Source organism: Paracoccus sp. (in: a-proteobacteria), from assembly GCF_032007265.1.
Lineage (GTDB): Bacteria > Pseudomonadota > Alphaproteobacteria > Rhodobacterales > Rhodobacteraceae > Paracoccus.
Window position 1 is genome coordinate 29,233 of sequence record NZ_DALZMB010000010.1, and the last position, 26,599, is coordinate 55,831.

Genomic DNA, 26,599 nt, shown 5'->3' on the forward strand with positions numbered 1-26,599 from the left:
AGTCAGATCATAACGGTGGCCGTTCTCGCCAGAACCTGACCAGCGCGCCTGTGTCACGATGCCATCGAAATGGCGGGTGCCTTCGCGCCCTTCAATCGAAACAGTGGCATGGGTGCCCATCAGCGCGTCGAAATCGATATCACGTTCGCTGGACAGGGCCTCGACGCGATATTCGAACAGCTCGTTCAGGTGATCGGCGCCGTCAAACCGAAGTAGAACCAAAACCTCGGGGCCAAGCGCCGTCGAAAGCCGACCGAGACGGTCAGATTGACGCAACAAAATCGACATCGAACCACCAGAACTGAAATAACCTTCACTATTCTTGCTAGGGTAATCGAACAAATCAAGCAAGTTCCCGCCGAAGGAAAATCGAGATTTTAAGGCGATTTCGTTAAAGCGGTGCCTTTTCGCCCCGGTCGAGATCATTTGCATCGGCACGTTTCCGCAAAGGTGCGGCAGTGCTGTCCGCGCACCCAAGCTGGGTGACGTTGATCGGTTTGGCTTTGCTTTGAAACGCGATTTCGGAAGGGCGGCCGCGCGTGGCAAGCGTGCTGGGCCGCATTTCCTGCGGCCCAACCGGTTTAGTCAGGCGTCACTTGGCGCTTAGAAGTTCGGGCACGGACAGAAGAATGAACTCATTATTGGCAGCCTGCCCGATCTTTCGCCCACCCGAGAAGGGCAGGTTATTGTCATTGGCCACCAAGATATGGCTGTCATCGACGCGCGCGACATCCTCGATCGTGAAGAAGGGGAAGGTGAAGGGCCCCTCGGCGGGCGACATGTCGGGCAGCGCCTTGCCATCCGGATCGGTGATGTTGAGCAGGTCGATATGGCCGATACGGCGCAAATTGCCTTCCTCATCCACTGACGACATATCGATCAAGACCACATTCTTGACCTTGGCAGGCTGGGGATAGCATTGCGAGGTGTCACTGGCGCCCGAGGCACAGCCAAGGGCCGCATCGCCCTCGCCATTGTCACGCTCGATCACCAGGGCGCGGGTCTCGTCGATGAAATTGAAATCGCCGATGGCCTTGGCACCGTCAGACAGCTTGAAGCGATAGCTGTCTCCGGTCCAATCGGATTTGGCGGTGTCAAAGGTCAGCACGCGCAGAAAGTCACCCTCGGGCGCGCCATCGGGGCCCAGCAGCGGCTTTTCCAACATGGCCCACAAAAGATCGGTCTTGGGCTGAAGCGCCATCCCCTCGTAACCACCCGAGCGCTGGACCCGGAAATCCTTGCCGGGCTGGGCCGGGACCACGGTGCCGGGCGTGTCAGGTCCGTTCAGCGCGGCACCATCCAGCATCGTTTGATGCACCGACAGCACGCGACCATCTGCGGCAACGCGCAGGATATAGGGGCCGAATTCATCGCCGATCCAAAGCTCTCCATTCAGATATTGGATGCTTTCGGGATCGAAATCGGCACCTGTCAGATAGCGGCTTTCGCTGCCCTCATAGGCGATGCGAAAGGGGACCTTGTGGTCGGGATCGCGCAGAAAAACCGTGCTTTGGCGTGCAACGCTGCCGGTGGCGAAATCAGGGGCCATCAGGTGAAAGCTCAATAGCGCATCGGGGCTGTTGATCCGCGTGCCAAAGCCGTTGTCGGTCAGGACATACCAGGCGCCATTTTCGGCGCGGTTCATGGCAAAGCCCGAAAGCCCCTGAACCGGCTGGCCGATGAAGGGCAGCGAGATCCCGGTCTTGTGCCCTCCATAAGCGGCCCCCACATCGCCTTGGGTGCTCATCGGGGTCTCATTGCGCGCGGGCGTGGTGAATTTCCCCGAGACCAGCGCATCGCGCGGCGCATCTGCGGGTGGCGCCACCAAGGTGAAGGCGGGCAAAGCGGCATGGCCGGCCAGTTTGGCAGGAAAGATTTCCTCGGCAAGCGCGGGGGCTGCAAGGAAGGTGCTGGTGGCCAGAAAAACGGCAAGAGAGCGCATCGGTCATCCTTTGACGAAAGCTGATGCGGCCTTGTTAGCGATGCCAGTTGACGAAGATGTGGCGGTTTTCTGACGCTTTTCCGTCAGTTGTCTGCCAGCCGGGCCATCAGATGATCAGATGAAGGCCAGCAGATTATCGGTGCAAGCCGCCCTAACTGCCCGGACCTTCACCGTCGTCCGAGGTGGCCCGCAATTGCCCATGTTCGAAAATGGCAGCCGTCGCCAGGCCAATGACCAAAGGGATAATGAAATAGCACAGGCGAAAGACCAGAAGTGCGGCCAGCACGGTCTCGCGCGGGAATTCGGGCAAACCCGTCAGCACGGCCAGTTCAAAGACGCCCAGCCCACCCGGAGCATGTGACATCAGCGCGAGCGTGAAGCCAACGATGAACACCCCCAGAACCACCATGAAACCGGGGTTCAATTCGGCAGGAAGGGCAAAATACAAAATACCGCCTGCAAACAGCAGCTCAACCGGGGCGACGGCAATCTGCTTAAGGGCGATCGGCAGGCTGGGATAAGAAATGCGGAAATTGCGAATTTTGAGATCCGGCAGGCGCAAAGCGCTGCCGATCAGGTAAAATGCCGTCAATGCCAGCAAGCCAACCGCGACCCATCGCACCATTTGCCCCGGCAAAAGGTTGACAAACCGTGTGTCCAATTCGGGCGTCAGCAAAAAGATGACGCCGACCGAAACCATCACTCCAAGCGAAAATGTCAGCGAGCAAAAGGTGACAAGCACCCCGACCTCGGCCGCGCCCAGCCCCTTGGTGGAATAGGCGCGGTAGCGAATGACCGCCCCCGTAAAGGCCGACGCCCCCAAGGAATGGGATAAAGCATAGGTCGTCAGCGAGCAGAGCGCCACGAATGAGTAGTTCACCTTGCGGCGCAGATGCTGAAGCGCCAGCGTGTCATAGGCGGCCAGGATCAGATAGCAGCACAGCGTACAACCCGCGATCAACAGCCAGTTATGCAGTGAGATCGCCTGAATTTGGGCCCAAAGCGCCGACCATGACAGGCCACGCAGCTCTTTGGTCAAAAGCCAGAATGAAACCGAGATCGCGGAAATGCCCACGACCGGCCAAAGCCATCGCTTCCAGCTTGCTCCGTTGACGTTTGAACCTGCCACGTTGCCTCGTCTTGATCTCGTCCCTTGCAGAAAGGGTCGGGCGACCTTCCCATTCAGGCTGATAGGACCAATTATCCTTGGCAGGGGCAATGCACCTTGCGCAGGAAATAGGCAACTCTTGAAATCCAGTCGCCTGGGCCAGTCAGTCCCGCCGGCGCGCCACCAAGGTCTTGGGCGCGGTCTGAAAGGTTACAAAAATCAACGTTATGCGCGCAGTCTTTCAGGTGTTTTGGCTTTTTCCTGCGCGTTCGAATTAGCGGGACATCGCCATTTTCATGCGCTTTCTATCGTTTTTTGGCCAAGCTGGCCTTTGCGATATCCACTAGGGATACAAACAGTGCATGACCAGATCAGGCGATTTTCAGCCCTAAGTTGCGGTTACGCGCAGTCTCAAGCCGGTCCGAGGGTTAACACAATCGTCCTGATGGGAACAAAGCGCATCAGAGCGTGGTTTCAAATCAGAAAGCCAACGAAGTTGGCCTGTGATGGCAGGCCCGCCTTCGTGATCGTCGGAGCATGGGATGAACAAGAAACTGGTGATCATTGGCGCCGCAGCCGTTCTGGTCGGCGCCGGGATGTGGATGTGGTGGCAGCACAGCCGAATTCACCCATCAACCGATGATGCCTATCTGACCGCCGATATTGTCACCATCAAGCCGCAACTGACCGGGCGCGTGTTGCAGGTTGACGTTATCGAAAACCAGCGCGTCAATCTTGGCGATCCGCTGTTCAGCGTCGATGACACCGAGGCACAGGCCCAGGTCGCCGCGGCCCAAGCGCGGTTGGATCTGGCTTTGCAGGGCAGCGGTGTGACGGGGGCTGATATTTCACAGGCCGAGGCGCGTTTGGCGGGCGCGCGTGCGGGGCAATCCAACGCGCAATTAACCTATGACCGACAGGCCACGCTGTTTCGCAAGGGTGATGTCGCGCAAGCGGCGCGCGATCAGGCCGAGGCGATGCTGGATCAGGCCAAGGCTGACGTTGCCGCAGCCGAAGCGGCGCTGAAGGCCGCGCAGGATCAACATGGGCGCAGCGGGGCCGATAATGCGCAGGTTCGCGCGGCCCAGGCCGAGCTGGACGGGGCCAAGATCACGCTGGGCTATGCACGGGTCACTGCACCTGCGACGGGATGGGTCTCTAATCTGACCTTGCGGCCGGGTCAGGTCGTCACGGCCGGTCAGGCGCTGTTTTCGCTGGTCGAGGATGACAGCTGGTGGATTTCGGCCAATTTCAAAGAGACCGATCTGGCGCGGGTTCGCCCGGAGCAACCCGCCAGCGTGACCATCGACATGTATCCGGGCCTGACCCTAAAGGGGCATGTCGCCAGCATCGGGGCGGGATCGGGTGCCAGCTTTTCGCTTTTGCCGCCCGAAAATGCCAGCGGCAATTGGGTGAAGGTCACACAGCGATTTCCGGTACGCATCCTCTTGGACGAGCGGCCCGGTGATGCGGCCATGCAGCTGCGCTCGGGGGCGTCGACGGTGGTGACGGTCGATACATCAGGCCTTGATGCGACCGCTGGGTCAAAAAAATGACGGATGTGGCCCCCGTCAAATGGGGCGTGGTGCTGGCGGTCGTGATGACCGCAATCCTCGAGGTTCTCGACAGCACCATTGTCAACGTGGCCTTGCCCCATATGCAGGCGGCCTTTGGTATCACCTCGGATCAGACGATCTGGATCCTGACCAGCTATATCGTGGCCGCCGTCGCGGCGATGCCACTGACGGGACTTCTGGCCCGCCGCTATGGGCGCAGGCGGCTGATCATGACCGCCATTATCGGCTTTACGATTTCTTCGGCGCTCTGCGGGGCTTCGGTCAGTATCACGATGATGGTGGCCTGCCGCATCTTGCAGGGGCTCTTTGGGGCTTTTCTCATCCCCCTTTCGCAATCGATCCTTTTTGACAGTTTCCCCCAGGAAAAACGCGGCCAGGCGATGGCGCTTTTCGGGCTTGGGGTCGTGGTGGCGCCGGTTTTGGGGCCAACGATCGGTGCGATCCTGACCGATCATTTCAGCTGGAGGGCGGTTTTTTACGTCAATATTCCGGTCGCCTGTTTTGCTTTGATGCTGATGTCCGGGGGGCTGGCCAAAGAGGAGCCAAAACCCGCACCCATTGATTGGACGGGTCTGATCTTGCTGATCCTGATGGTGGGTGGACTGCAGATGACGCTGGATATGGGCGAGAGCAAGGATTGGTTCTCTTCGCATTTCATTCAGATCTCGATGCTGGTTTTCGCATTCTCTGCCCTGGCCTTTTTGGTTCACAGCATCGGAAACCCAAAGAATATCATTGATTTGTCGCTTTTTGCCGATCGCAGCTATGCTGCGGCCAATATTGCGATGATGGGCTTTGGTCTGGCGATGTTTGGTACGATCGCTGTCCTGCCCTTATTCGTGCAGGGGCTGTTGGGCCTTGATGTGATGACGGCGGGTTATTTGTTCATCCCGCGCGGGCTGGCCTCGGGGGTAACGATGGTGGTCACTGGGGCCATCTTGCTGCGCCACTTTGATCCCAGATTTTTGGTCGCAATTGGTTTGGTGCTGACCGGGCTTGGCAATATCTGGCTGGCCAAGCTGAACTTGTTCGCAGGCTTTTGGGATCTGGCATGGCCGGGCGTTCTGTCAGGGATCGGCATGGGCCTTTTCTTCGTGCCGATGTCGACGGTTGCCTTTCAAAACATCAGCCGCGCGCATCAAGATGAGGCATCGGGCCTTTACGGGGTAGTGCGCCAGATCGGAAGCTCGGTCGGTATTGCGGTTGCAGGCTGGCAATTGTCGATGCGCGGGCAAATTCATTGGCATGATCTGTCCGCCCATATCACCGAAGTTAGCCCGGTCGTGCAGAGATGGGCCCAGACCATGGGCTTGCCGCTTTTAACCCCCGAAGCCGCGGGCCAGCTTACCCAGATCGTCGCCGCTCAGGCGCAGATGCTGGCGTTCAAGGATGTGTTCTTGCTGACCGGGTGGGGGGCCTTTGCGATGTTGCCCGTGGTCTTGCTGATGGAGCGCCCCAAACTGGGCGCGAATGCGCCGGCGCCAGCCCATTGATGCGACCCAGATCGTCGCGGCTTTACCGCAAAGCGCTGAAAACAAAGCGCGCTGCCCGTTCGATCGAGGCGTGCAAATTTGAACCGGATCTATCCGATTGGCGTTGCCCCCAAGGACAGCGAAAGGTGATTGGCTCATGCGCGAAATTCTGGCCGGTTGCCTGATTGGTGCTGTTGCCCTGATCGCATTGGCGGTCGCGGCAATTCTGATCGCGCGCCAGCTTTTTCCGCTGCCCTCGCTGGAAAAACGCCCGATCGAATGTGCAAAAGCGGCTGATGTGGCCACCAAGCTGGGCCGCAGGATGCTGGAATCGATGGCGCGTCATCCCGGTAAAAGCGGCCAGATTCCTATTCTTAGCGGCTATGACGCGCTGGGTAGCCGGTTAGAGCTGGCCTATGAGGCTGAGCAGTCCATTGATGCGCAATATTACATCTGGCATGATGATCTGGCCGGGCAACTTTTGCTTAAGGCGCTGCAGGATGCGGCGCTGCGCGGGGTGCGCGTGCGTCTTTTGCTGGATGACAATGGCATCCACGGCTTCGACCAGACCCTATCCGCCCTGGATGGGATCACGAATTTCGAGGTCCGCCTGTTCAACCCCTCCACCGTGCGCAACCCCAAATATCTGGGATATGCCTTTGATTTCATGCGCATGAACCGGCGCATGCACAACAAAGCCTTCATCGTTGATGGCGCGGCTGCAATCATTGGCGGGCGCAATATCGGGAATGAATATTTTCAGGTCGGGGATGCGGATTTTTATCTGGATCTGGATGTTCTGGCCATTGGCCCGATCGTGACCGAGACCGCAGCGGCCTTTGACGCCTATTGGAACAGCGCCTCGGTCTTTGGGATCAGCCAGATCGTGAAGGGTCGGGGGGATTTGCAGCAGGTCACGCAGCGCCTTGAGGATGTGGCAGCATCTGATGAGGCACGCCAGCTGGTCGGCAATGTCGTAACCAGCGCCGCCGAGCTGGCCCGCAGATCCGCCACGCCTGAATGGACCGAGATCCGATTGGTTGTCGATGATCCGATCAAAGGGCAGGGTGGTGCGCGGCGCCATCAACTGATGATCACCCGGCTGGACGAGATCATGGGCGATGTTGCCACGAAGATGGATTTGATCTCGGCCTATTTCGTTCCGGGCAAGGCGGGGGCCAAGCTGCTTTCAGATTTGGCCAAGACGCGTCGCGTGCGGGTTTTGACCAATGCGTTGAACACGACCGATGTCTTGCTGGTACATGCCGGATATACCAAATATCGCCGAAAACTGCTTGAGGCGCGTGTCGAGCTTTATGAGCTGAAATTGCGTGCGGGAAAAACATCGGGCGAGGATGAGATCCCGCGATTTGGCCTGTCGGGTGCCAGCCTGCATGCCAAGACCTTCGCCATCGATGACCGCCGCGTCTTTATCGGATCGTTCAATTTCGACCCACGCTCGGCGCTGTTGAACTGCGAGATGGGTTTTTTGATCGAAAGCCCCTCATTGGCCAAGCTAACCTCGTCAGCTTTTGACGGCCCGATCGAGATGATGAGTTATAAGCCCGCTCTGAGCGCCGAGAAAAATCTGGTCTGGACCGAGCGGCGCTCGGATGGGTCGATGTTGATCTATCAGCAAGAACCCGGAGCAACCTGGTTTCAGCAGGTCGCAATCGTCATCATCGGACTGTTGCCGATCGAATGGCTGCTTTAGCTTACGCCCGTGTCCAAACGCCTCCAAGGAGTGGTGCGTGACCAAGGTGGTGTGCTGGTTCGGCTTGTGGGGGGCAGGGGCTTACCTGTCCGCTTTTGCCTGAGCCATCAATGCGGCAAACCCCCCAGCCTCATCCAGGCGCCGGCTGGTATAATCATAGGCCGCGGCCTCTTGTGCGCGGATTTGCTTCCAGCTGAGCAAGCCCATCCCGGGCACAGCTGGCGGTTCGAGCAGCAGATCGCCCGATTGGGCCAACTGGCGCATGGCACGGCTGCTGGTCACCATCATCGCACGGCCGACCACTTCGATGATGCGCGGGAAATCCTGCCCATCATGGCGGCGCAGCGCCAATTGGCCGGCAAGGCGGCGTCGTGTGGGCAGGTTGCGATAGGCGTGACGGATGCGCCAATCCTCGTCGGGCGACAAGATGACGGCAACATTGGGGCCGGGCTTGATACGGCGCATGGCGCTGACGGGGACATTGTCCATGATCGCGCCATCTACCAGCACTTCACCCTCTTCGGTGACAAAAGGCGGAAGCGCTGCGGGGATCGAGGCAGAGGCTCGCACCGCTTGCCAGCAAAGACCCCGCCGCTGCAGGAAAATCTCGTTCGTGCTGAGATTGGTCGAGACGGCGAAGGCATTCACGGCCAGATCCTCGATCCGGCGCTCGCCAAATTCCCGGCGCAATTCCGTGTCAAAATGGCTGTGATCGAAAACGCTATAGAGCGGAATGGTCAATTTGCTCAGGGCTTGCCGCTTAAGGAAAAACGCCTCGAACGTGTCAAGTTTTCCTGTCAGATCCGGGTTATGGGCCAGCTCTAGGGCGACGGATGAGCCGATGCTGGTTCCGCCATAGATGTCGAATTCAACCCCGGCTTGGGCAAATGCGCGCATCGAACCCAGATGTCCCGCGCCCAAAGCGCCGCCTCCACCCAATACCGCGCCAAGCGCCGTTCCCGCCAAAAAGCGCGCGAGACGGGCGAAATCGCCAGCGCGATCCAGAGCAAGATGGTGATGCAGATGCAGTGCCCGCCCCTCAAGCCAGTTCATGGTTTGGCTTATGGGCGTGGCCGCATTCTCGCGCCACAGGACCAGCCCGACATGTTCAGGCCGAAACAGGGGCAGGGCATATTGCTCGAGCGGGTTGGTCGCGACCCTGCCGTCTTTTGCCAAAGGTCCCATGCCGCATAACAGCAAAAAGTCGCATTGGCGCAATGCGGCACGGTCCCAACTATCATTGCCTTGGCCGGTGATCAGGATCAGGCGTCCATATTCACGCTCTTGCACCGCAAGCCACGTGGCCAATGCGTTGTCGGACAGGGGCGAGGTTTCTTGGGGCCGCAGCTCGGCGGGCAAATCGTGCCAGCCAATGGCCCTTGCCGGCCCCTCGGCTTGCAGAGCTGCGCAGATCTTTCGGATCATCCCTTCGGGCGGAGCAACCGAGCCCGCGGCGCAAATACCAATAGCGGCGGGCGCGCGCGGCGATAGCACAGCCGCGGTTGTGGTCGCAGCGGCAAGGCGACGGCCAAAGTTGCGCAGGATGCTTTGCGTAAACGAAGGCGCCAGTTGCGAAATCTTGTCATAGGTCTCGCGGTCCAGTTCCAGCACATCGCTGTCACGGACTGCCTGCACATCGGCCGTCCGTGTCAGCCCGGCGAAAAAGGCAATCTCACCAATCGGCTCACCGGGGCCGATCTCTGCGACGACATGGCACCCGTCACGCAAGACATCGAACTTGCCGCGCAGGACATAATAGACGCATTCCGCCGCATCACCCTGCCGCACCAATCGCTCGCCGCGTTGCACGGCGCGGATGGTGGCGTGATCCAGCACCACTGCCTTTGCCTCGGGCGAAAGGTCGCGCAAGAGTTCTGCAGCAGCGGCCGGAAGATTCTGAAGGGTGAGTTTCATCTGGAAATTGCTTTTCTTCTCGCCTGATCGGGAATGTTAGCTTGGATATACGGTGGTTTTAAGCACAGTTCTTTGACAGTAAGAGGCCGCTACGCAGCGTTTTATTCGGATCCATCGGAAATCGACCCTGACCATGCCAGGCAAGAAACATACGACCATGCCCGATAATAGGGGGGAATTCCAAAGAAATGTCCCTATAGTTGGGTAAAATGCCGCTTCAACAGGTTTTTCGCAGGATTTTATAGATTTAATTTGATGTAATCAAATGCGAGGACTTTCACAGAAAACCAATGGTTGTCTGGAAAAAATAGATTCTCCTGCGTAGTGATTGACCTTAAACCTACGACTAAGGGTCGAATCATAGAATGGCGTCTTCAGCCGTCGACCGAAATTGGGGGGTGACCTTGGCTATTCAGCGAACCAATGAAAATTGGACCGTGCGATCATGGTTCGCAAAGGCGGTTTTGGGCGCGATTATCGGCATGGTCGGGGCGGATGAAATTCGAGCCGATCAGATCACCCCGACAGCAACCGGGCGACACACCCAAGGGCAAAGCGTTGATATACGGCGATATAACGTTCCGCCAGAGGATCCGGGCAGGCTTTTGCCGCCGCTAGAGGCGCGCCGTCGGGCGTTATTAATACGTGTGCGCCAAAACCCCGGCGATCTGGATGCTGCCTTTGCATATGCTCAGGTTTCGGCGCGTCTGGGCGATCTTGAGGGCGCGATTGCGACATATGAGCGCTTGCTGATCCGCGTTCCCAATACGCCGCGACTGCAACTTGAACTGGGCGCGCTTTATTTCCGCCTGGGCGCTTTTGACACTTCGCGCTCGTATTTTCAGCAGGTGCTGGCGCGGGGGGATACACCTGACGAGGTGCGGCGAAATATCTCGACCTTCATGATGGCGATGAATGGCAATCGTCGCAAAGGCGGATTTAGCGGACGTCTGTCTTATGGGTTGCGCTATCAAAGCAACGCAAATGCGGGACCAAATAACCGTCTGGTCAGCCTTTGGGGCCAGGAATTCACGCTGGATGATGTGGCGACTGGAACGCCTGATGTTGCGGCCATTCTGGGGGTAGGGCTGAATTATTTGCAGCCTTTGCCCTATCGCGGCGTCGCGCTGCAATATGAGTTCGACCTTGCAGCGTCGGAATTTGCTGATCGCAGCGACGTTTCCAGCCTTGATGCCGAGTTCCGCCTTGGTCCGGTGTTTTTGCTTGATCATTACGGGATCAAGGGCGGGCGGTTCAGCCTATCTGCCGCGGTCGGTGGCGGGATGCTGGGCCATGACCCGAATTACACCAGCTATGGCCTGTCCATGGGGTTGCAAGTTCCCAAAGGGCGCAAAGTCATGAACCGCCTGAACTTCGATTATCGCAAGGAAGACTATCGCTCGACCGATGATCGTCCGCGCAGTGATGAGTTGAGCGGCGAAAGGATGCGGCTGAACGGCTCGATGCTTTATCAATTCGCGCGTGACTGGCAGGGGATTTTCGGCCTTGGCATCGAACGGCGCACAGCCGAGCGCGAGGATTCCGCCTATTGGGAAAGCAGTTTGCAGCTTGGTGTCAACCATCGCTTCGACGCGCCCTTTGATCTGACCGAGCGGCCCTGGACACTGACCTTGGCCGGAAAATTTGCCCGCCGGGTCAGTGATGGGCCCAATCCCATGGTCAGCCGAACTGAACGGCAAAAGGGCAATGAGATCTACATTCAGGCCATTCAAAGCGTCCCCTTGCGCGATGATCTAGCCTTGCAGGTCTATGGCAGCTACCGTTCCATCGATTCAAATTACGATATTCGCACCTTCCACGATGCCGCTTTCGGGGCATCAGTGGTTCATTCGTTTTAAGGATTTGGCGCGATGAAAATCAGATTTCTTTCGGTTTCTCTTGCGGCGCTCATCTCCGCAAATCCCCTGTCCGCTCAGGATGTCGGTGTGACCGCTGCGGTTGCGCCTGATGCGCGATCTCATCTGGATGCAGCAAAGGCCCGGCAGGTCAATATTGGACAGAATGTCATTTTCAATGAGACATTCGTCACCGATGAACAGGGGATCGTGCAAATCTTGCTGGCAGATGGCAGCAACTTTACCGTCGGGCCCAAATCGACCCTGAAGATCGACAAATTCGTCTATGATCCCAATGCAGATACGGCGACGATTGCCGCCAGCGCCTCGCGCGGGGTGTTTCGGTTCGTCGGTGGTGCGGCCTCTAAGCGCGCAGGCTCGGTCGATATTGAGACCCCGGTGGGCGTGGCGGGTATCCGCGGCGCGATTGTTGATGTCAATCTGACGCCAGATGGTGCGATCCCCGCCCATATCTCTTTGATTTATGGAGATTCGATCACTTTCACCCTGCCGGATGGAACGCAACTTGTGCTGACCATGGCGGGAACCTCGATCGTTTTTGAGGGAGGGGCGGCCTATATCCGTTGGACGCCGGACAGCTGGACCAATCAGGAAAATCCGGTCCTGACCAACGGTTTGCGCGGCCCGATGAGCGGGCCTTTGTCAGATCTTGTTTTGGCGCTTTCGGGCAGTGATCTGGGCTTTTTGCCGCTGCCGCCCCCAGCGGGCGCGGGACTTGGTGCGGGGGGCGATGATATTGCTTTGGGGACTGATCGCGACACCTCTAATCGCGAAGAAGCCAATCAAGCCAATATCGGATCCACAACCGATCCGATTGACCCGCCAGACCCGCCAGATCCACCAGATCCACCGGACCCGCCAGATCCACCGGACCCGCCAGATCCACCGGACCCGCCAGATCCACCGGACCCACCAGATCCGCCGGACCCACCAGATCCACCGGATCCACCGGATCCTCCCGTGTTGCGCAGCTTTAACGGCGTCTATCGTGGTTTCAGCTCGGGGCTTTTGCTGCCTGCGGGCCAGCCTACCACTGGTTCGGCATCGTTTAGCTTCAATGCGGCCGATGGCACGGTTTCGGCGCGGCTTTCACCCATGCAATGGGGCGATGCTGCGTTCATCGTGACAGAAAGCGAGAGCGAATATACCACCGATACCGATTTCGGCGGCTCGAATACGCTTGGCAGTGTGGCAGTGGCCGCTGATCCTACGACCCTTTGCGATTGCGAGTTTCTTAGCTGGGGAACTTGGGCCGCTGCCGGGCCAAGCATCGGGATGAACGATCAAGGCGTCCGCGACGGCTATTGGATCGTTGGGGATATGACCTCGCCTGCTGACATTCCGTTGACGGGAACGGCGCGTTATCAGGGCGGAGCCGTTGGAATGGTTTCAAGCCAAGGTTCGCAATATTCTGCCACGGGTGATATGGCAGCGCAGGTCGATTTCGGCACTGGGCGCGGAAGCATCCAGATCACCGATTTCGACGGTCGTGATTTCGTGGCGCCAGACTTCGGGATGACACCAGTCGGAGGCGCATACGACACTGGCTTTGTCGGAGAAATCAACGGCTCGGGGGCTTTTGGTCAGATCAACGGGGGCTTCGTCAATGACGGCGATATTCCCGCGGCGGGTATCGTAGGAGGGTTCCAGCTGGACGATCCATCAAGCGACTGGAGCGCCACAGGCATCTTTGGTGGCGCTCGGTTCGGTCAGTAATCTTGCGACTGTCCAAGCGGTCCCGCACCCCCTCGGCACGGCGCCGCCGCGTGATCATCGCGGCGGGGCTGGCCACCATCGTCTTGCTGCTTGCCCTCACAAGCAATATGCGCGCGACGATGATCCGGCTAAGCGATCAGGTTTTTGACAGCTATCAAAGGATATCTCCGCGACATTCCAGCGATCCGGCGGTTGCGGTGGTCGATATTGACGAGGGCTCGATCGCGAAGCTGGGGCAATGGCCTTGGTCGCGCCAACGCATGGCCGAACTGGTCGACCATATCGGGGCGGCAGGCGCCGCCGTAATCGCTTTTGATATCGCTTTCTCCGAGCCGGATCGCAGCTCGCTTGGTCAAGCGGTCGGCGAGTTGCGCGCGCTTGGCGCCAATGTCTCTTTGCCCGACGCTGGGGTCGAGTTGGATTATGACGCGGCATTCGCAGCAGCAATCGGGCGCAACCCTGTTGTGCTGGGGCTGGCCCTGAGCAACGAAACGCCGTCCCTGTTGCCGCCCGCCATCGCGGGGTTTTCCTATGCGGGTAGCGATCCATCTGCTTACCTGCCGCGCTTTAGCGGCGGGATCGGCAATCTAGATATCCTGACCGCGCAGGCGACAGGGCTGGGCAGCTTTTCCTTTCTTCCCTCGGCCGATAATATCATTCGCACCATGCCGCTGGTCTCGACGACCGAGGGGGGGCTGTTTGCCGCGCTGAATATCGAGGCCTTGCGCGTGGCATTGGGTGCCAGCAATTTCATCATCCGCTCCAGCGACGCCAGCGGCGAGATTGCAGGCGGTAAAGCCCAGATGACCGCCTTGAAACTTGGCAATTTCGAGGTGCCAACCGGTCCCCAAGGCGAGTTCTGGCTGCATTATTCCGGCATGCCCGATATGGCAGTCGTTGCCGCAGCAGATCTGTTCGACCCGGTGCAGCAAGGCCGGATCGCAGCCCAGCTCGAGGGGCGTATCGTCTTGGTCGGGACCAGCGCCATCGGCCTGCGCGATATCGTCGCCACCCCGGTTTCGCCCGCCATGCCCGGGGTGCGTGTCCATGCCGAGGTCATCGATCAGATCTTGAACCAAAGCTTTCTGACCCGCCCCGACTGGGCCAAGGGCGCCGAGATCACTTTGGCGGTGCTTGGCGGTCTAGTGCTGACTATGATCGTCGCCTATTTCGGACCTGTGATCAGCAGTTTTGGCCTGGTGGCCTTGGTTGGTGGTTGTTGGCTTTTATCCTGGATCGCATTTACCCAATCCGGCATCCTGCTTTCGCCCGTGCTGCCGATCCTGTGTCTGGTTGCGGTTTTTGGTTTGACCGCACCATTGCTTATTTTGATGGGCAACCGCGAAAAGATGTTCGTGAGGAATGCCTTTGGGCGCTATCTTTCACCCGCGCTTGTCTCGCGGTTATCAGATGACCCTTCTGCGCTGAAGCTGGGCGGAGAAAACCGCGAGCTGACCATTTTATTCTCAGATATTCGGGGCTTTACCAGCCTGTCCGAAAATCTGGACCCGACCCAGCTGACCGCACTTTTAAACGGCTTTCTAACGCCGATGACGGATGTCTTGCTGGAGCATGAGGCGACCATCGACAAATATATTGGCGATGCGATCATGGCCTTTTGGAACGCGCCGTTGACGATCGCAGATCACCCCCGCAAGGCCTGTCTGGCGGCGTTGGGAATGGTCAAAGCTGTCGAGCAGCTTAACCTTGAGCGCGGAACAGATATTCGCATCGGCATCGGATTGCACATGGGCCCGGCCTGTGTGGGCAACTTGGGCTCTAGCCAGCGATTTTCCTATTCCGCGATCGGCGACAGCGTCAATCTGGCCTCGCGGGTCGAGGGGTTGACCAAGCAATATGGTGTGACCATCGCCTTGACCGACGAGGTCTATCAGGGCGCCAGCGATCTTGCCTGCCTCGAAATCGACCGGGTCCGGGTGGTCGGACGGAATGCGCCCGTGGTGCTTTATGCCCTCACTGGGGACGGCGATCAGGCACGCAGCCCTGAATTTGTCCAATTTGCCGCCCAGCATCAGCGCTTTTTGCATGGCTATCGGGCGCAGGAATTTGAGTTTTGTTTAGAATTTATAAAAGATTTCAATGAAGTATATGACAGAGAGTTTTCCGCCATCTATGCTTTGTATCAGCAGCGGATTGCGAAGCTGATGACCCAACCGCCGGGCAAAGACTGGGATGGTATTTATGTCGCAACATCAAAGTGACGCCCTAAGGCGTGACAAGGTGAACGGGGTAAAGCATGAGCGCATTTGATCTGCTGACCTTGTTTGCGCTTTTGGTTTTTGGTCATGCGCTTGGCGATTATCCCCTTCAGGGAGATTTTCTGGCCAAGGCCAAAAACCGGTTTGCGCCATTGCCGGGCATCCCTTGGTTTCAGGCAATGGCCGCGCATTGCACCATTCATGGCGGCATTGTCGGGGTGGTCACAGGCAGCCTGTGGCTGGGCCTGGCCGAGGCCTTGGCCCATGCGATGATTGATGACCTGAAATGCCGAGGCAAGATCACCTTCAATCAGGATCAGTCACTGCATCTGGGCTGTAAGCTGATTTGGGTTGGGGCAGTGGCGGCCTCGACGGTTTAGGCTTTGCGCAATTGTCCCAACTCGGTCAGATCATCGACCAAGGCGGTCAGCACACGCGCCTCGCCAGTCATATCTGCCAGCTCAAATCGGTGGGCAAGGCGGGCGAAGCCTTGCTGGAAACGCGGGGTTTCCTTGTCGGTCACCGAAATCCGGGCAAGACTGGCCGCGATGGCGCGCCGTAACGAGGGGGCAAGGCCCGCGCGATGCTGGCAGCGCTTGAGCAGAAAGACCACTTCGGCCAATTGCATCGCCACGACCGCTTTTTGCATCGTGACGGCCGATTTTTCATAGCGTCCACCCTCTAGCGAGGCCCAATGCGCGATTTTGAGAAAGCGGGCACAGAAGCTGAGCCGCCAATCCTCGTAGGAAAACGAGACGCGGCGCATCTGGGCAACCTCTTGCAGGTCGCGCTTGATCATGACCCAAAGCGCCTTGCGCCGCCCGCGAGCATCGGTTGGAAAGATCAGGAAAAATGCCAGATAGCCCAGAACACCGCCCGAAGCGGCCATCAGGCCCTTCCAGATCGGCAAGACGCTGATCTGATAGGGGCCATAGCTGGGGCTAAGTAGCAAAAACAGCGTGATGGCATAATCTGGCGCCGACAGGGACATACCCCGGTGCGAGCGGATAAAGGCAAAAGAGCAAAGGGCGGGAAGCAGGGATAGCAGCTGACCCTCGGGGCTGGGAAAAAGCGGCCATAGCAGCATCTCTGTCGCAATCGCCACCGCCGCCGCAGCGAACTGCCCCTTGATGACATCCTGCATCTTACGTGTCGGCGTCACCCCGGTCGTTGCCAGCGACATGCAAATCGCCGCGCTGACCAGCGCATATTGAAATGAGGCATCCTGGGTCAGCACCCAGCCCAGCCCAAGGCAGGAAAGCACGATGAAAATTCGCAGCGCGCCTTGCCATGCACCTGTCCAATCCAGCGCATAGCGGCGGCGCTCTTTGCGCATCAGATCGCGGCTTCCACGCTCTTCATCAAGGTTACTCAGAGCCAGCAAAAGCGAGCTGAGCGCGTCTTCGACGACCGGATCCTCGGCGCGTGCAATCATTTTGCGCAGGGCGTGGATCATGCCTGAAAAGTCGTTCTGGCCGTGCAGTTGAACCGCCGCACCCTCAAGGCTTTCGCCCAATGCAGGGTTGGGGGGATGTTGGAAACTGGCAAACAGCAGGTTGACCAACGCGGGCAAAAGCGGCTCGAACCGACCAGATCTTGCCAATTTTCCGTTTGCGGTCAGTGTGTTCAGCTCTTCTTGCAGAAGCGAGGCTGCCGTGATCAGCCGGCCAAAGGCGCCGTGATCGCGTCGCGCGGCATCACTTTGCGCCGCGCCTGCCAGATGCAGAATATCCGCAGTCAGGCGGCGGGCCTTAAGTTGAACCTCATGATCGCTGCCATTCAAGCGTGCAAGATAGGCCCAAATCACCCCCGTCAGCGCACCGATCAGCACCGTTAACACCCGGTCCGAGGCAACCTCACGCACGGTTTCGGGACTGAACGGGTTCAAAACGATGACGATGATCGCGGAATAGCCAGCCAGCACCGTACCGTAAGAGCGATAAGAGCGTTGCAGCGAGCCGATGAACACCATGAGGCTGGCCCAAAACGCCAGCGCCAGCAGTTCAATCCCCAGCTTGCCGCCTGCGAACCACGCCACCGCCGTCCCAAATCCCGAGCCAATGATCGTTCCGATAAAGCGGTACGAAGATTTTTCGATGATTTGCCCGCGCGTCGGCTGAAGCGTCACAAAAACCGTGATTGCCGCCCATTGCGGATGCTCGAGGCGCAAAAGCCAGGCCAGCACCAAGGCAATCAGCGCCGCCGAGGATACTTGCAGACCTTGCAGGAATTTGGGGCGGTCAAAGCCAAGGCGTTCGAAAATGCGGTGGAAGTCGGATCGGATTGTCATGCGTGCTGTGCCGCAATCTCACAATAGAAAGGGCGGATCGCCAGACGCGCCAAAAGCTGCCCGGAATTGGGCGGATCAGCGCATAGACCCAGAGCGCGACCAGCACAAGCACCCTTGTATAACCGGACCGCGACACGACGCCACAGGTGAAGAATTTTTATAGGATTCTGTGTTAGGCCTATGAAGTTAATGGATATCTGAACGAATGTTCTTTTATTGATGGCGTCGGACCTAGGCTTAAGCGGCGATGTTCAGCTGCTCGGCCAGTGCCTCGATCGCGGCGATTGAGGCATCATAATGCGGTCCAGATTTCGGGAAGCGCTCTTTTTGGTGCCTGTAGAACTTTAGCCATTTCGCCAGATCCTCTAGCGGATAGGTGTTTGACCAAGCGCCGCTGGTCAGGGTGAAGCTGGTGTCATCGAATGAAGTCGTCATGGCGTTGTTTTGGCCCCGCCACAGCACGAGTTCAATCCCGTAAGCAGGTCTTGCCAGAATTATGGCTTAGGGCGCGGCTCAATTGTCGCGTTTCATGTCCAGACGCAGATGGGCCGCCAGCTCATGTACATAGGGTTCGCCCAGCATGGTCAGATGCTGACCTGCGGTGTCGATGATCCGTACTCCTTTCGGCGCAACGATTGACCAGCCAAGGCCATTTTCCTTGACCTCTGGCCCATCACGCAGATTGTCTGCAGCGCGGAAAACAGTGATTTCGCGCGGATAGGGGGTCGGTTTATAAGACCGGATCGCCAGATCGATCGCAGCCTGATGGGCTGTGATGCTGCGAATATAGCGATTACCCGCAGAGCCCAGGGCACGGGCCAGTCGCAGCTTAAGCCGCTCGCACCTGAAATGCAGTTCCATGCGCAGCTCGTGCCAGCGACCTGAAGCTACGCCCGCGAAATTGTGGCGCAGCCGGCTAAGGTAATGGCGCAGGGATTTGCGACCGAATTTCTGCACCCGGCCGCCCGGTCCCGCCGCATCAAGCAGGTAAAGCGCGGCGACATCGCGTCCCGTCGCCAAAAGCTGCTGGGCCATCTCATAAGCGGCGTAACTGCCTTGCGAGACGGCGATCAGCCGGATTGGTCCGTGCGGGGCGATACGCTCGGCGGTATTGCGGTAAATTTCGGCGATTTCGGGCAGGCTGGTCGGGCTGGTCGGGTCCAGAAGGTCCAGCGTCAGGCCGTATATCGGTTGATCCTCGCCCAGATGACGGGCCAAGGGCCGAAAAAAATCCCCGCCCGAGCCGATGATATGCACGGCGAAAAGGGGGGCCAAGCTGCCATTTGGCTGGATCGGAACCAGACAATTGGGCTCGGATTTGCTATCCATCGTTTGGATTTCCGCCGCGATTTCGCGCGGTGTCGAGGATTGATACAGCGTGGCCAAGGTCAGGCGCTTGCCAAATTCACGCTCAAGCAGGCTCATCAACCGGACCGAAATCAATGAGTTGCCCCCCAGATCAAAGAAGCTTTGATCGGGGCCTACCTCGTCAAGATGCAGCAGCTCTGCAAAGATGCTTTGAACCTTTTGCGTGCTTTCATCGGGTGGGCCAAAGCTTTGGCTGGGCTCTTGGACCAGGGCCGGGCGCGGCAATTGCGCCAGATCGATCTTGCCGCCGGGGGTTTGGGGAATGTGATCGATCAGCACGATCCGGGGCAGGGTATGCGGGGGCAGATGAGGCTGTATTGCCTTCAAGATGGTGGCGCTGTCGACATCGGGGTGGTCGTGATGAGGGCGAACCCAGGCGACCAGATGGGCCTGAGGGGTCCGGGCACCCTCCAGCGCGACAATGGCGGTCTCAACCAGCCCGGTTGCTTCCAGATTGGCCTCGATTGCCGAAAGTTCGATGCGATAGCCGCGAAGTTTGACCTGTTTGTCGATGCGACCATGATAGGCAAGTTGTCCGTCCGGGCGCCAGCTCACACAATCGCCGCTGCGGTAGGCAAGCGGTGCAGCCATGTTTGTTTGGGGCGCGAACGGGTCCGGGACAAAGGCCTTTTGGCTAAGGCTTGGTTGGCCGATATAGCCCAGGGCAATCTGGGGCCCCCCGATCCATAGCTCGCCATTCACCCCTTCGGGGGCAAGGCTGCCATCGGGCAATATCACATAGACATGCACCGAGTCGGTTGGCCGCCCGACGGGAACCTCGCCGCCGTCGAAAGAGGCAAGGCTGGGGTCGTAAAGCGTTGCCGTGATCGTGGTTTCGGTCGGCCCATAGCCGTTGAGCCAGCGGATTTCAGGGTATTTTTCCTGCCATGACGTCAGGGCAGCACCGGAGATCCGTTCGCCACCTACGACCATCAGCCGCAATGAATCGGGCAGTCTGGCCCGGCCGTCCATATCGCCCAGATGGGCGATCAGCACATGCCAAAAGGCAGTGGGCAGATTGGCCAGCGTGATCTGATGGGCGTCAATCTCGGCAAGAAAGTCCGGGATCGACTGGGCCATATGTATATCGCGCAGCATCACGCCCGCGCCTGCCAGAAGGCTGGGCAGGATCTCTTCGATCGATATATCAAAGTTCAGGCTGGCAAATTGCAAAACGTGATCGTCGCGCGAAATCCCATAGGCCGCGCGCGTGGCATGGGCGTGATGGCTTAGCGCGCGATGGGGCACCAGCACGCCCTTGGGCAGCCCGGTCGAGCCAGAGGTATAGATCACATAGGCGGGACGTTCAGGATCATGGGGGCCGCGCGGCGGAGGATCCGCTGCAAGGCCGCGGTTGCCCGGTGCATCAAGATCCAGTCGCGCAACCGGCAGGTCGGCGCAGGCCGCGACGGTCTCTTGCACCGAAAGAACCAAGGCGGCGCCTGAATCCTGGATCATATGGGCCAAAAGCTGTGCGGGATATTCGGGATCAAGCGGCAAGAATGCGGCCTCAGCCTTGAGGACCGCAAGCATGGCCACGATGAAATCAAATCCACGCGGCAACGCCAGCCCGATGATGTCGCCTGGCCCAATGCCCTTGCTGCGCAGCACCGCAGCAAGGTGGTTTGCGCGCTGATCAAGCAGGCCATAGGAAAGGGTGGCTGCGTCCTCGGTGGACTGGTCGATGAGCAGATCCGGGCCGGGCAGGCCGATCTGGGTCAGTCCAATCTGGGTTAGGCCGATCTGGGTCAAGGCGATGTGATCGGGCTGACTGCGCGCGACCTGTTCGATTTCCTGAATAAGGGCGGGGTTATCTTGCGCCAGATGCAGCGGATGGCGAGGCTGGCCAAGCGCGATCAGATCGGCAATTTCATTTTCGGGCAGCACTGCGACCTGCGCCAGCGGCACGTCATCGCAGGCGATGATCGAATGCAGCGTCTGGATCATATAGCGCGACAGCCGCGCCATGCCCGCGTCGGAAAAGCGACCCGGGTCGTATTCCAGCCGAACCAGCATTTCGGGATCATCATAAACGCCAAGCGTCAGCCCGGTTGCCATCTGGCTGCGCTCTTCGCCGTGGCGTTTGTCCCATTCCGGTCCAAGCGCAGACAGATATTGCGCCGCTGATTTGCGGTCAAACATCACAAGGCTGTCGAAAAATCCCTGACCGCCGGGAATATCGCAGACCTCGGCGATGGCGGGCAGAGGCATCTGTTCCAGATCGCGGGTGGCCAGAACAAAGGCGCGATGCTCGCGCAGATATTCGTCCAGCGTGCGCCCCGAGATGCGCGTGCGGAAAGGCAAGGTGTTGATCAGGCAACCGACACAGGGCGGCTCGCCGGGGCGCATATGACGGCCGGTGCGGGTGATGCCGAAAAGTGCCTCGTCCCGGCCAGAGGCGCGCGCCAGCACCAGCCCCCATGCGGCCGTGATCACATTCGCTGTGGTCACGCCTGCACGTTTGGCACGGGCGCGGATCGCCTCGGATGTGCTTTGCGACAGCCTTGTGCTGACCATGCGACTGCTTTGGCTGATGCCCGCGTCACCCTCGGCGGCAAGAAAGCAATTGGCAAGGCGGTTCGGTTCATCAAAGCCGGCAAGGTGGTCGCGGAAAAATGCCTGACCGGCACTGACATCCTGCGCGACCAGCGCGCGGCAATGATCAAGGAACGAGGAAACCTCGGGAACCGTCAGCCGCAGCGGCCGATGATCGCGATAGGCGTTGTAGCGGTCGTAAAGTTCGGATTGCAGCAAGAAAAAGCTGCCGCCATCCATCATCGCGTGATGGATTGTCACGACCATCAGCATGTGATTGGCGGCCAGCTGCACCAGGCGAACGCGCCAGCTTGGCACTTTGGTCAGGTCAACACCCTGACAGCGATCCTGCTCTAGCCAGATCGGCAACCGGACCGCCTGTTCGTCCGCTGGCATGGCAGACCAGTCGAGATGCAGAAAGTCGACCTCGATGGCGTCAAGCGCATATTGTTGCGGCCCGTTCTCGGCCAGCGGGTCCAGAACCGTGCGCAAAACGTCATTGCGCAAGGTCACCTCTTGCCAGGCCTGGCGCATCGCGGCGACGTCGATCACCTCATCGGTGAAATGGGTCACCAATTGCAGCACGTTCAGCGCAGGCTTGCCTGCCAGCTGGCTTTCCAACAGCAGGCCAATCTGCATTGACGTCATCGGCGCGCAATCAGCACCCGCAGGCGGACCAGAAGGATGGCTCGTCATGCGCGCATCAGATGGGTCTGTCATGGCCGAAGTTCTGAGCACAGCTTTCACGATGAGAGGGCGTTTATGGCAGAGAGGTGAAGAGAAAACGTCATTATGCCTGATACAACCATCACCAGCCCCATGAAAAGGTCATGGATCGGATCCCAGACCCCGTAGCGATGCGCGAAAGTCGCAGTCAGCGGATAACACAGCACAAAAGCCACCCCCTGACCAAAAATCGCACCCTTTAACCCCCACATTCCCGCCATGGTTGCGATGCAAATGACAAAAATTATCCCTCGCGCGGCCGTTAACCAGAAAAAACGGCGCGAGTCGCCCAAGGCCAATGCAATCTGATCATAACTAATGACAATCAGTTGCGGCATGAAGGCAAGGGAAAGCAAGCACACAACTGCACCTGCCTGTTGATAGCGCGGATCATAAAGCAGCCCGATCACGGCGATCCCGCCGAGTGCCAACACCACTGAAATCGCCAAAAGCCCGCCGGTCAGAAGAAAGCGGAAGCGGCGCAGGATCGCAGGATCATTTGCGCTGTCGCCCGCCAGATGCTCGCGATAAAGCGGGATCATCATCCGCCCGACCAAAGCCGATCCAAGCATCAACGGCACCGAGGCCAGCGTATAGCCGATGTTATAGATGCCCAGCATTTCGAGCGATAAGAACGTGCTCAGGACCAGCTTGTCACCCTGAGACACCAAGAATCCCGCGACCGTGCTGATGAAAATCCACTTGCCGAAGCTGATCAGCTCATGGGCTGCGCGGCCTTCGATGCGAAATCGGTTGGTATGTCCGGGCAGGCGCGTGCTCATCAGCCAAAGCCGAAGCACCGCCCCCACCAGCTGACCCAGCACAAGGGACCAGACCGATCCGGTGGCATAGGCCAGAATGATCATCACGGCCGTCGCCACGATCTGGCTGCTCAGATCAAAGATCGTGACCCGTCCCAGTTGCAAATGGCGCGCTGCAGTATCCACGCGTGTCGGTTCAAAGCCCGTAATCGCAAGGATAATCGCCGAGACCTGCAGAATCGCCACAAGTCCCGGCAGCTCATAGAACCGTGCCACCGGCCATGCCAGCAGGCAGGCGATCAGCCATAGGGCAAAGCCGCGGATAACCTCCAGCGACCAGGCCGTATCCAGAAAAACCGGGTCATCGCCGCGCGGGCTGCGCAGGATCGACTGGCCAAGGCCAATATCGGAAAAAAGTTTAAGCCCGACCAACATCACGGTGACCAGCGACATCAGCCCGAAAGCCTCGGGCATCAACAGGCGGGTCAGTACCAGATTGCTGCAAAGTCGCAGGGCCTGTGCGCCACCAAAGCCCAGAATCGTGATGACCGAGCCTTGGCGCAGACGCTGAGATAAAGCGGGACGATCTGTGCCTGAGGCTGGGTTTTGCTGGGCAGCAGTCATTAACGGTCGGTTTCCGGCTATTGGGGCAGGGCTAGAATATCAGATCGCAGGTAAATCGCTCGCGCAGATATCGGAGTTTATTAATATGGTCCATTAATCTATTTCGTCATGCCCAACCGTTCGTGCCGTTTCTTCTGGCTATCTGGCTATCTGGCTAATTCGCTATCTGGCACTCAGGGCAGGACAGGCGGCCGCCCCGATGAGCAGGTCTTGGACCGGGGTGTAAAAAATGTCCGTCAGTAACGCTGCAACCGGGCGGAGGGGTCACAGACCCGAGCTGCCGTCCTGACGTGCCAAAAGGCGCAGGGTTGCAGCCATGGCACTGCGAAGGTGATGACGCATCAGCCGTGCGGCCTCGGGGGCATCCCGGTTGCATAGAGCGCGAACAATCTGGCGGTGCTCGGACAGGGATTCCTCGATCCGCTCGGGCTGGCGCAGCTGGGCGCGGCGCAGGATTTCAAAGCGGTTGCGCAAATCCCGCGCGATCTGGGCCAATTGGGCATTGCCACCAAGCTGACAGATCAGATCATGCAGATCGAAATTCAGCTGTCGATAGATGTCCGTCCGTTCAGCTGCCAGGGCGTTGCCCATCTGTGCGATCACATCCTCAAGCGCGATGGCACCGGTGATCGGCATCCGCCCGGCGGCCAGGGCCGCGCACAGAGCCTCGACCTCGGACATGGCCTCAAAGCTTTCGGCAAGGTGGACCGGGTCCGGGGCGATGACCTCGACCCCGCGATAGGGCCGTCGCAGGGCAAGGCCGCGTCCGCAAAGTTCGGTCAGCGCCTCGCGCACCGGGGTTCGTGACAGGCCGTGGGCCTGAGCCAATGATTTCTCGTCAAGGCGCGTGCCCGCCGGGATTTGACCGTCGATGATATCGCGAGACAGCTGATCTGCCAGACGCAAAGCATGGGTTTCGGTCATGTTCGATTCCGATTGGGGCCTGTTCGGGGCGAAGGAAAGCTGAAAGGGCAAGGCGTGCGATGTAGATTGGCAGGCCAGATGTATGAGAAAGCTGGGCGATAAGCGGTTGGATTGTACGCAGTAAGCCTATAATAGCGCAGATGCGTATACAATCATCAGAAGTGAGGGGATGATTTCATGGCGGTTTCAGCCATCGAGATGAAATTGAAGCGGCTGGGCCTAGACCGCTATATGATGTTGCTGATCCTGACCGTGGTGCTGGCAACGCTTGTTCCCGCGCGGGGCGCCTTTGCTGCGGTGCTGTCGCAGGTGACCTATTGGGCGGTGGCGCTGCTTTTTTTCATTTACGGCGCGAAACTGTCGACCGCGACGATCCTGTCGGGCTTGGCCAATTGGAAGCTGCAGATCGGATGTCTGCTTTGCACCTATGCCATGTTCCCGGTGCTGGGGCTGGCGCTTGCGCCTTTGGCCGGGCTTTATCTGCCCGCGGCCTTTGGTATCGGCCTTTTGTATATCGGCTGCCTGCCGTCGACAGTGCAAAGTTCGATCGCCTTTACCTCGGTCTCAAATGGCAATGTCGCCGGGGCGGTTTGCGCGGCCTCGATCTCTAACGTTCTTGGCGTGGCTTTGGCGCCCTTGCTGTTTGCGTTGTTGATCCCCTCGGATAGCGGGGTTCATATCGATGCAAGCGCGGTTTGGAAGATTTTCCAGCAGATCCTGTTGCCGTTCATCGTCGGACAGCTGTGCCGGCCATTGATCGGGAAATGGTTGAACGAGCATAAGCTTGCGACAACGATCGTGGATCGGGGCTCGATCTTGTTGATCGTTTATTCGGCCTTTAGCGCGGGCGTGGTCAATGGCATCTGGAAGATGGTCGATGCCGGGCACATGTTTGGCCTTTGGGCGATTGTCTGCGCCATGCTGGCAATCGGCATGCTGATCTCGGTGGTGGCCGGGCGCGCGGCGCGGATGGATCGGGCGGATTTGCTGGCGCTGTTTTACTGTGGCTCAACCAAATCACTGGCCACGGGCATGCCCATGGCGGGGATCTTGTTTGCCGGGCAGGATGTTGCGCTGATCGTTTTGCCGCTGATGTTCTTTCACCTGACCCAGCTGTTCGTCTGTGCGATCATCTCGCAACGCATGGCGACGAAGGCCTGATCAAGGCTGAAGGGCAGAAATGTAGAAGGCTCCGAACCACGCGGTTCGGAGCCTTTTGCTTTCCAAGATTGCCCTTTGGCTTGTGCGATCAGGCGCGCGCCGCCTTGAGCGCTTGACGATGGGCAACACGTTTGCGGATGGCCTCGACATCGGTAATCGGGGTCGCTGCAAAAAGTTCGCGGGTATAGGGGTGCTTGGGGTCGGCAAAGACCTCTTGGCGAGAGCCCTGTTCGACGGCATCACCTTTATGCATCACCAAGACATCATCGGCGATATAGCGCACCACGGAAAGATCGTGGCTGATGAAGACATAGGCCAGATCAAATTCCTCTTGCAGATCCGCCAGCAGGTTCAAGACCTGCGCCTGCACCGAAAGATCCAGCGCCGAGACCGGCTCATCAAGCACCAAAAGCGTCGGGTTGAGCATGAGGGCGCGGGCAATGGCGATGCGCTGGCGCTGACCGCCCGAGAACATATGCGGATAGCGATTGAAATGCTCGAGTCCAAGGCCGACTTTGACCAGCATGGCCTCGGCCCGGGCTCGCCGTTCTGACGCGGGGGTATTTGTGTTCAGGAGAAGAGGCTCCATCAACACATCACCCACCTTTTGGCGCGGATTGAGGCTGCCATAGGGGTTTTGAAAGACCATCTGGACCTTGGAGCGCATGGTC

General features: G+C 58.7%; 18 protein-coding genes. 8 read left to right on the forward strand and 10 right to left on the reverse strand.

Going from position 1 to position 26,599, the window contains the following annotated elements:
- The 3 genes from RTS12_RS03890 to RTS12_RS03900 all read right to left on the reverse strand — a co-directional run.
- A partial coding sequence (locus RTS12_RS03890; RefSeq protein WP_312525697.1) for a contractile injection system protein, VgrG/Pvc8 family occupies window positions 1-288 on the reverse strand: 288 nt, incomplete at its 3' end.
- 304 nt (window positions 289-592) lie between these two features.
- Window positions 593-1,942, reverse strand: a complete 1,350-nt coding sequence (locus tag RTS12_RS03895) for an esterase-like activity of phytase family protein (protein WP_312525700.1) — start codon at window positions 1,940-1,942, stop codon at window positions 593-595.
- Window positions 1,943-2,093: 151 nt separating this feature from the next.
- Window positions 2,094-3,071: a lysylphosphatidylglycerol synthase domain-containing protein gene (locus tag RTS12_RS03900; protein WP_312525702.1), complete on the reverse strand. Its 978-nt coding sequence runs from the start codon at window positions 3,069-3,071 to the stop codon at window positions 2,094-2,096.
- A gap of 521 nt (window positions 3,072-3,592) precedes the next feature.
- Here RTS12_RS03900 and RTS12_RS03905 point away from each other — a divergent pair.
- The 3 genes from RTS12_RS03905 (at window position 3,593) to RTS12_RS03915 (ending at window position 7,813) form a co-directional block, all read left to right on the forward strand.
- On the forward strand, window positions 3,593-4,606 hold the full coding sequence (locus RTS12_RS03905; RefSeq protein ID WP_312525703.1) for an HlyD family secretion protein: 1,014 nt from the start codon (window positions 3,593-3,595) through the stop codon (window positions 4,604-4,606).
- Window positions 4,603-6,120, forward strand: coding sequence for a DHA2 family efflux MFS transporter permease subunit (locus RTS12_RS03910; RefSeq protein WP_312525704.1), 1,518 nt, complete (start codon window positions 4,603-4,605; stop codon window positions 6,118-6,120). The genes RTS12_RS03905 and RTS12_RS03910 overlap by 4 nt, the downstream gene beginning before the upstream one ends.
- 136 nt (window positions 6,121-6,256) lie before the next feature.
- Window positions 6,257-7,813: a phospholipase D family protein gene (locus tag RTS12_RS03915; RefSeq protein ID WP_312525705.1), complete on the forward strand. Its 1,557-nt coding sequence runs from the start codon at window positions 6,257-6,259 to the stop codon at window positions 7,811-7,813.
- 81 nt (window positions 7,814-7,894) lie between these two features.
- On the opposite strand, the gene RTS12_RS03920 is transcribed toward RTS12_RS03915, so the two are convergent.
- Window positions 7,895-9,727 (reverse strand): cyclic nucleotide-binding and patatin-like phospholipase domain-containing protein, encoded by a 1,833-nt coding sequence (locus RTS12_RS03920; RefSeq protein ID WP_312525707.1) that lies wholly within the window; start codon window positions 9,725-9,727, stop codon window positions 7,895-7,897.
- A gap of 404 nt (window positions 9,728-10,131) precedes the next feature.
- On the opposite strand from RTS12_RS03920, the gene RTS12_RS03925 reads away from it, so the two are divergent.
- Genes RTS12_RS03925 through RTS12_RS03940 form a run of 4 tightly spaced genes read left to right on the forward strand, consistent with a single transcriptional unit; the run spans window position 10,132 to window position 15,919 of the window.
- A complete protein-coding gene (locus tag RTS12_RS03925; RefSeq protein ID WP_312525709.1) occupies window positions 10,132-11,586 on the forward strand; it encodes a tetratricopeptide repeat protein in 1,455 nt (484 codons plus the stop codon).
- Between the two features lie 12 nt (window positions 11,587-11,598).
- On the forward strand, window positions 11,599-13,320 hold the full coding sequence (locus tag RTS12_RS03930; RefSeq protein WP_312525711.1) for a FecR domain-containing protein: 1,722 nt from the start codon (window positions 11,599-11,601) through the stop codon (window positions 13,318-13,320).
- A gap of 50 nt (window positions 13,321-13,370) precedes the next feature.
- Complete coding sequence (locus RTS12_RS03935; protein ID WP_312525712.1) at window positions 13,371-15,542, forward strand: adenylate/guanylate cyclase domain-containing protein; 2,172 nt, start codon at window positions 13,371-13,373, stop codon at window positions 15,540-15,542.
- A 35-nt stretch (window positions 15,543-15,577) separates the two neighbouring features.
- A complete protein-coding gene (locus RTS12_RS03940; protein ID WP_312525714.1) occupies window positions 15,578-15,919 on the forward strand; it encodes a DUF3307 domain-containing protein in 342 nt (113 codons plus the stop codon).
- Here the strand turns inward: RTS12_RS03940 and RTS12_RS03945 are convergent.
- From RTS12_RS03945 to RTS12_RS03965, 5 genes are all read right to left on the reverse strand, one after another.
- Window positions 15,916-17,829, reverse strand: coding sequence for an FUSC family protein (locus tag RTS12_RS03945; RefSeq protein ID WP_312525715.1), 1,914 nt, complete (start codon window positions 17,827-17,829; stop codon window positions 15,916-15,918). The genes RTS12_RS03940 and RTS12_RS03945 overlap by 4 nt on opposite strands.
- 237 nt (window positions 17,830-18,066) lie before the next feature.
- Window positions 18,067-18,264, reverse strand: coding sequence for a hypothetical protein (locus RTS12_RS03950; RefSeq protein WP_312525716.1), 198 nt, complete (start codon window positions 18,262-18,264; stop codon window positions 18,067-18,069).
- 78 nt (window positions 18,265-18,342) lie between these two features.
- Entirely contained in the window at window positions 18,343-22,452 is a 4,110-nt protein-coding gene (locus RTS12_RS03955; protein ID WP_312525717.1) for an amino acid adenylation domain-containing protein, read from the reverse strand.
- 23 nt (window positions 22,453-22,475) lie between these two features.
- Window positions 22,476-23,843, reverse strand: coding sequence for an oligosaccharide flippase family protein (locus tag RTS12_RS03960; RefSeq protein WP_312525719.1), 1,368 nt, complete (start codon window positions 23,841-23,843; stop codon window positions 22,476-22,478).
- Between the two features lie 264 nt (window positions 23,844-24,107).
- A complete protein-coding gene (locus tag RTS12_RS03965; RefSeq protein WP_312525721.1) occupies window positions 24,108-24,767 on the reverse strand; it encodes a GntR family transcriptional regulator in 660 nt (219 codons plus the stop codon).
- A gap of 177 nt (window positions 24,768-24,944) precedes the next feature.
- Here RTS12_RS03965 and RTS12_RS03970 point away from each other — a divergent pair, with 177 nt between their 5' ends.
- Window positions 24,945-25,928 (forward strand): bile acid:sodium symporter family protein, encoded by a 984-nt coding sequence (locus RTS12_RS03970; RefSeq protein WP_312525723.1) that lies wholly within the window; start codon window positions 24,945-24,947, stop codon window positions 25,926-25,928.
- 88 nt (window positions 25,929-26,016) lie between these two features.
- Here RTS12_RS03970 and RTS12_RS03975 read toward each other — a convergent pair.
- Window positions 26,017-26,599 (reverse strand): ATP-binding cassette domain-containing protein (locus RTS12_RS03975; protein WP_312525725.1); only part of this gene is annotated, 583 nt, incomplete at its 5' end.

Coding starts and splice junctions, on each gene's coding strand:
- RTS12_RS03905 (WP_312525703.1), top strand. CDS start 3,593: ATGAACAAGAAACTGGTGATCATTGGCGCCGCAGCCGTTCTGGTCGGC.
- RTS12_RS03965 (WP_312525721.1), bottom strand. CDS start 24,767: ATGACCGAAACCCATGCTTTGCGTCTGGCAGATCAGCTGTCTCGCGAT.
- RTS12_RS03945 (WP_312525715.1), bottom strand. CDS start 17,829: ATGACAATCCGATCCGACTTCCACCGCATTTTCGAACGCCTTGGCTTT.
- RTS12_RS03940 (WP_312525714.1), top strand. CDS start 15,578: ATGAGCGCATTTGATCTGCTGACCTTGTTTGCGCTTTTGGTTTTTGGT.
- RTS12_RS03910 (WP_312525704.1), top strand. CDS start 4,603: ATGACGGATGTGGCCCCCGTCAAATGGGGCGTGGTGCTGGCGGTCGTG.
- RTS12_RS03970 (WP_312525723.1), top strand. CDS start 24,945: ATGGCGGTTTCAGCCATCGAGATGAAATTGAAGCGGCTGGGCCTAGAC.
- RTS12_RS03920 (WP_312525707.1), bottom strand. CDS start 9,727: ATGAAACTCACCCTTCAGAATCTTCCGGCCGCTGCTGCAGAACTCTTG.
- RTS12_RS03915 (WP_312525705.1), top strand. CDS start 6,257: ATGCGCGAAATTCTGGCCGGTTGCCTGATTGGTGCTGTTGCCCTGATC.
- RTS12_RS03930 (WP_312525711.1), top strand. CDS start 11,599: ATGAAAATCAGATTTCTTTCGGTTTCTCTTGCGGCGCTCATCTCCGCA.
- RTS12_RS03950 (WP_312525716.1), bottom strand. CDS start 18,264: ATGACGACTTCATTCGATGACACCAGCTTCACCCTGACCAGCGGCGCT.
- RTS12_RS03960 (WP_312525719.1), bottom strand. CDS start 23,843: ATGACTGCTGCCCAGCAAAACCCAGCCTCAGGCACAGATCGTCCCGCT.
- RTS12_RS03955 (WP_312525717.1), bottom strand. CDS start 22,452: ATGACAGACCCATCTGATGCGCGCATGACGAGCCATCCTTCTGGTCCG.
- RTS12_RS03895 (WP_312525700.1), bottom strand. CDS start 1,942: ATGCGCTCTCTTGCCGTTTTTCTGGCCACCAGCACCTTCCTTGCAGCC.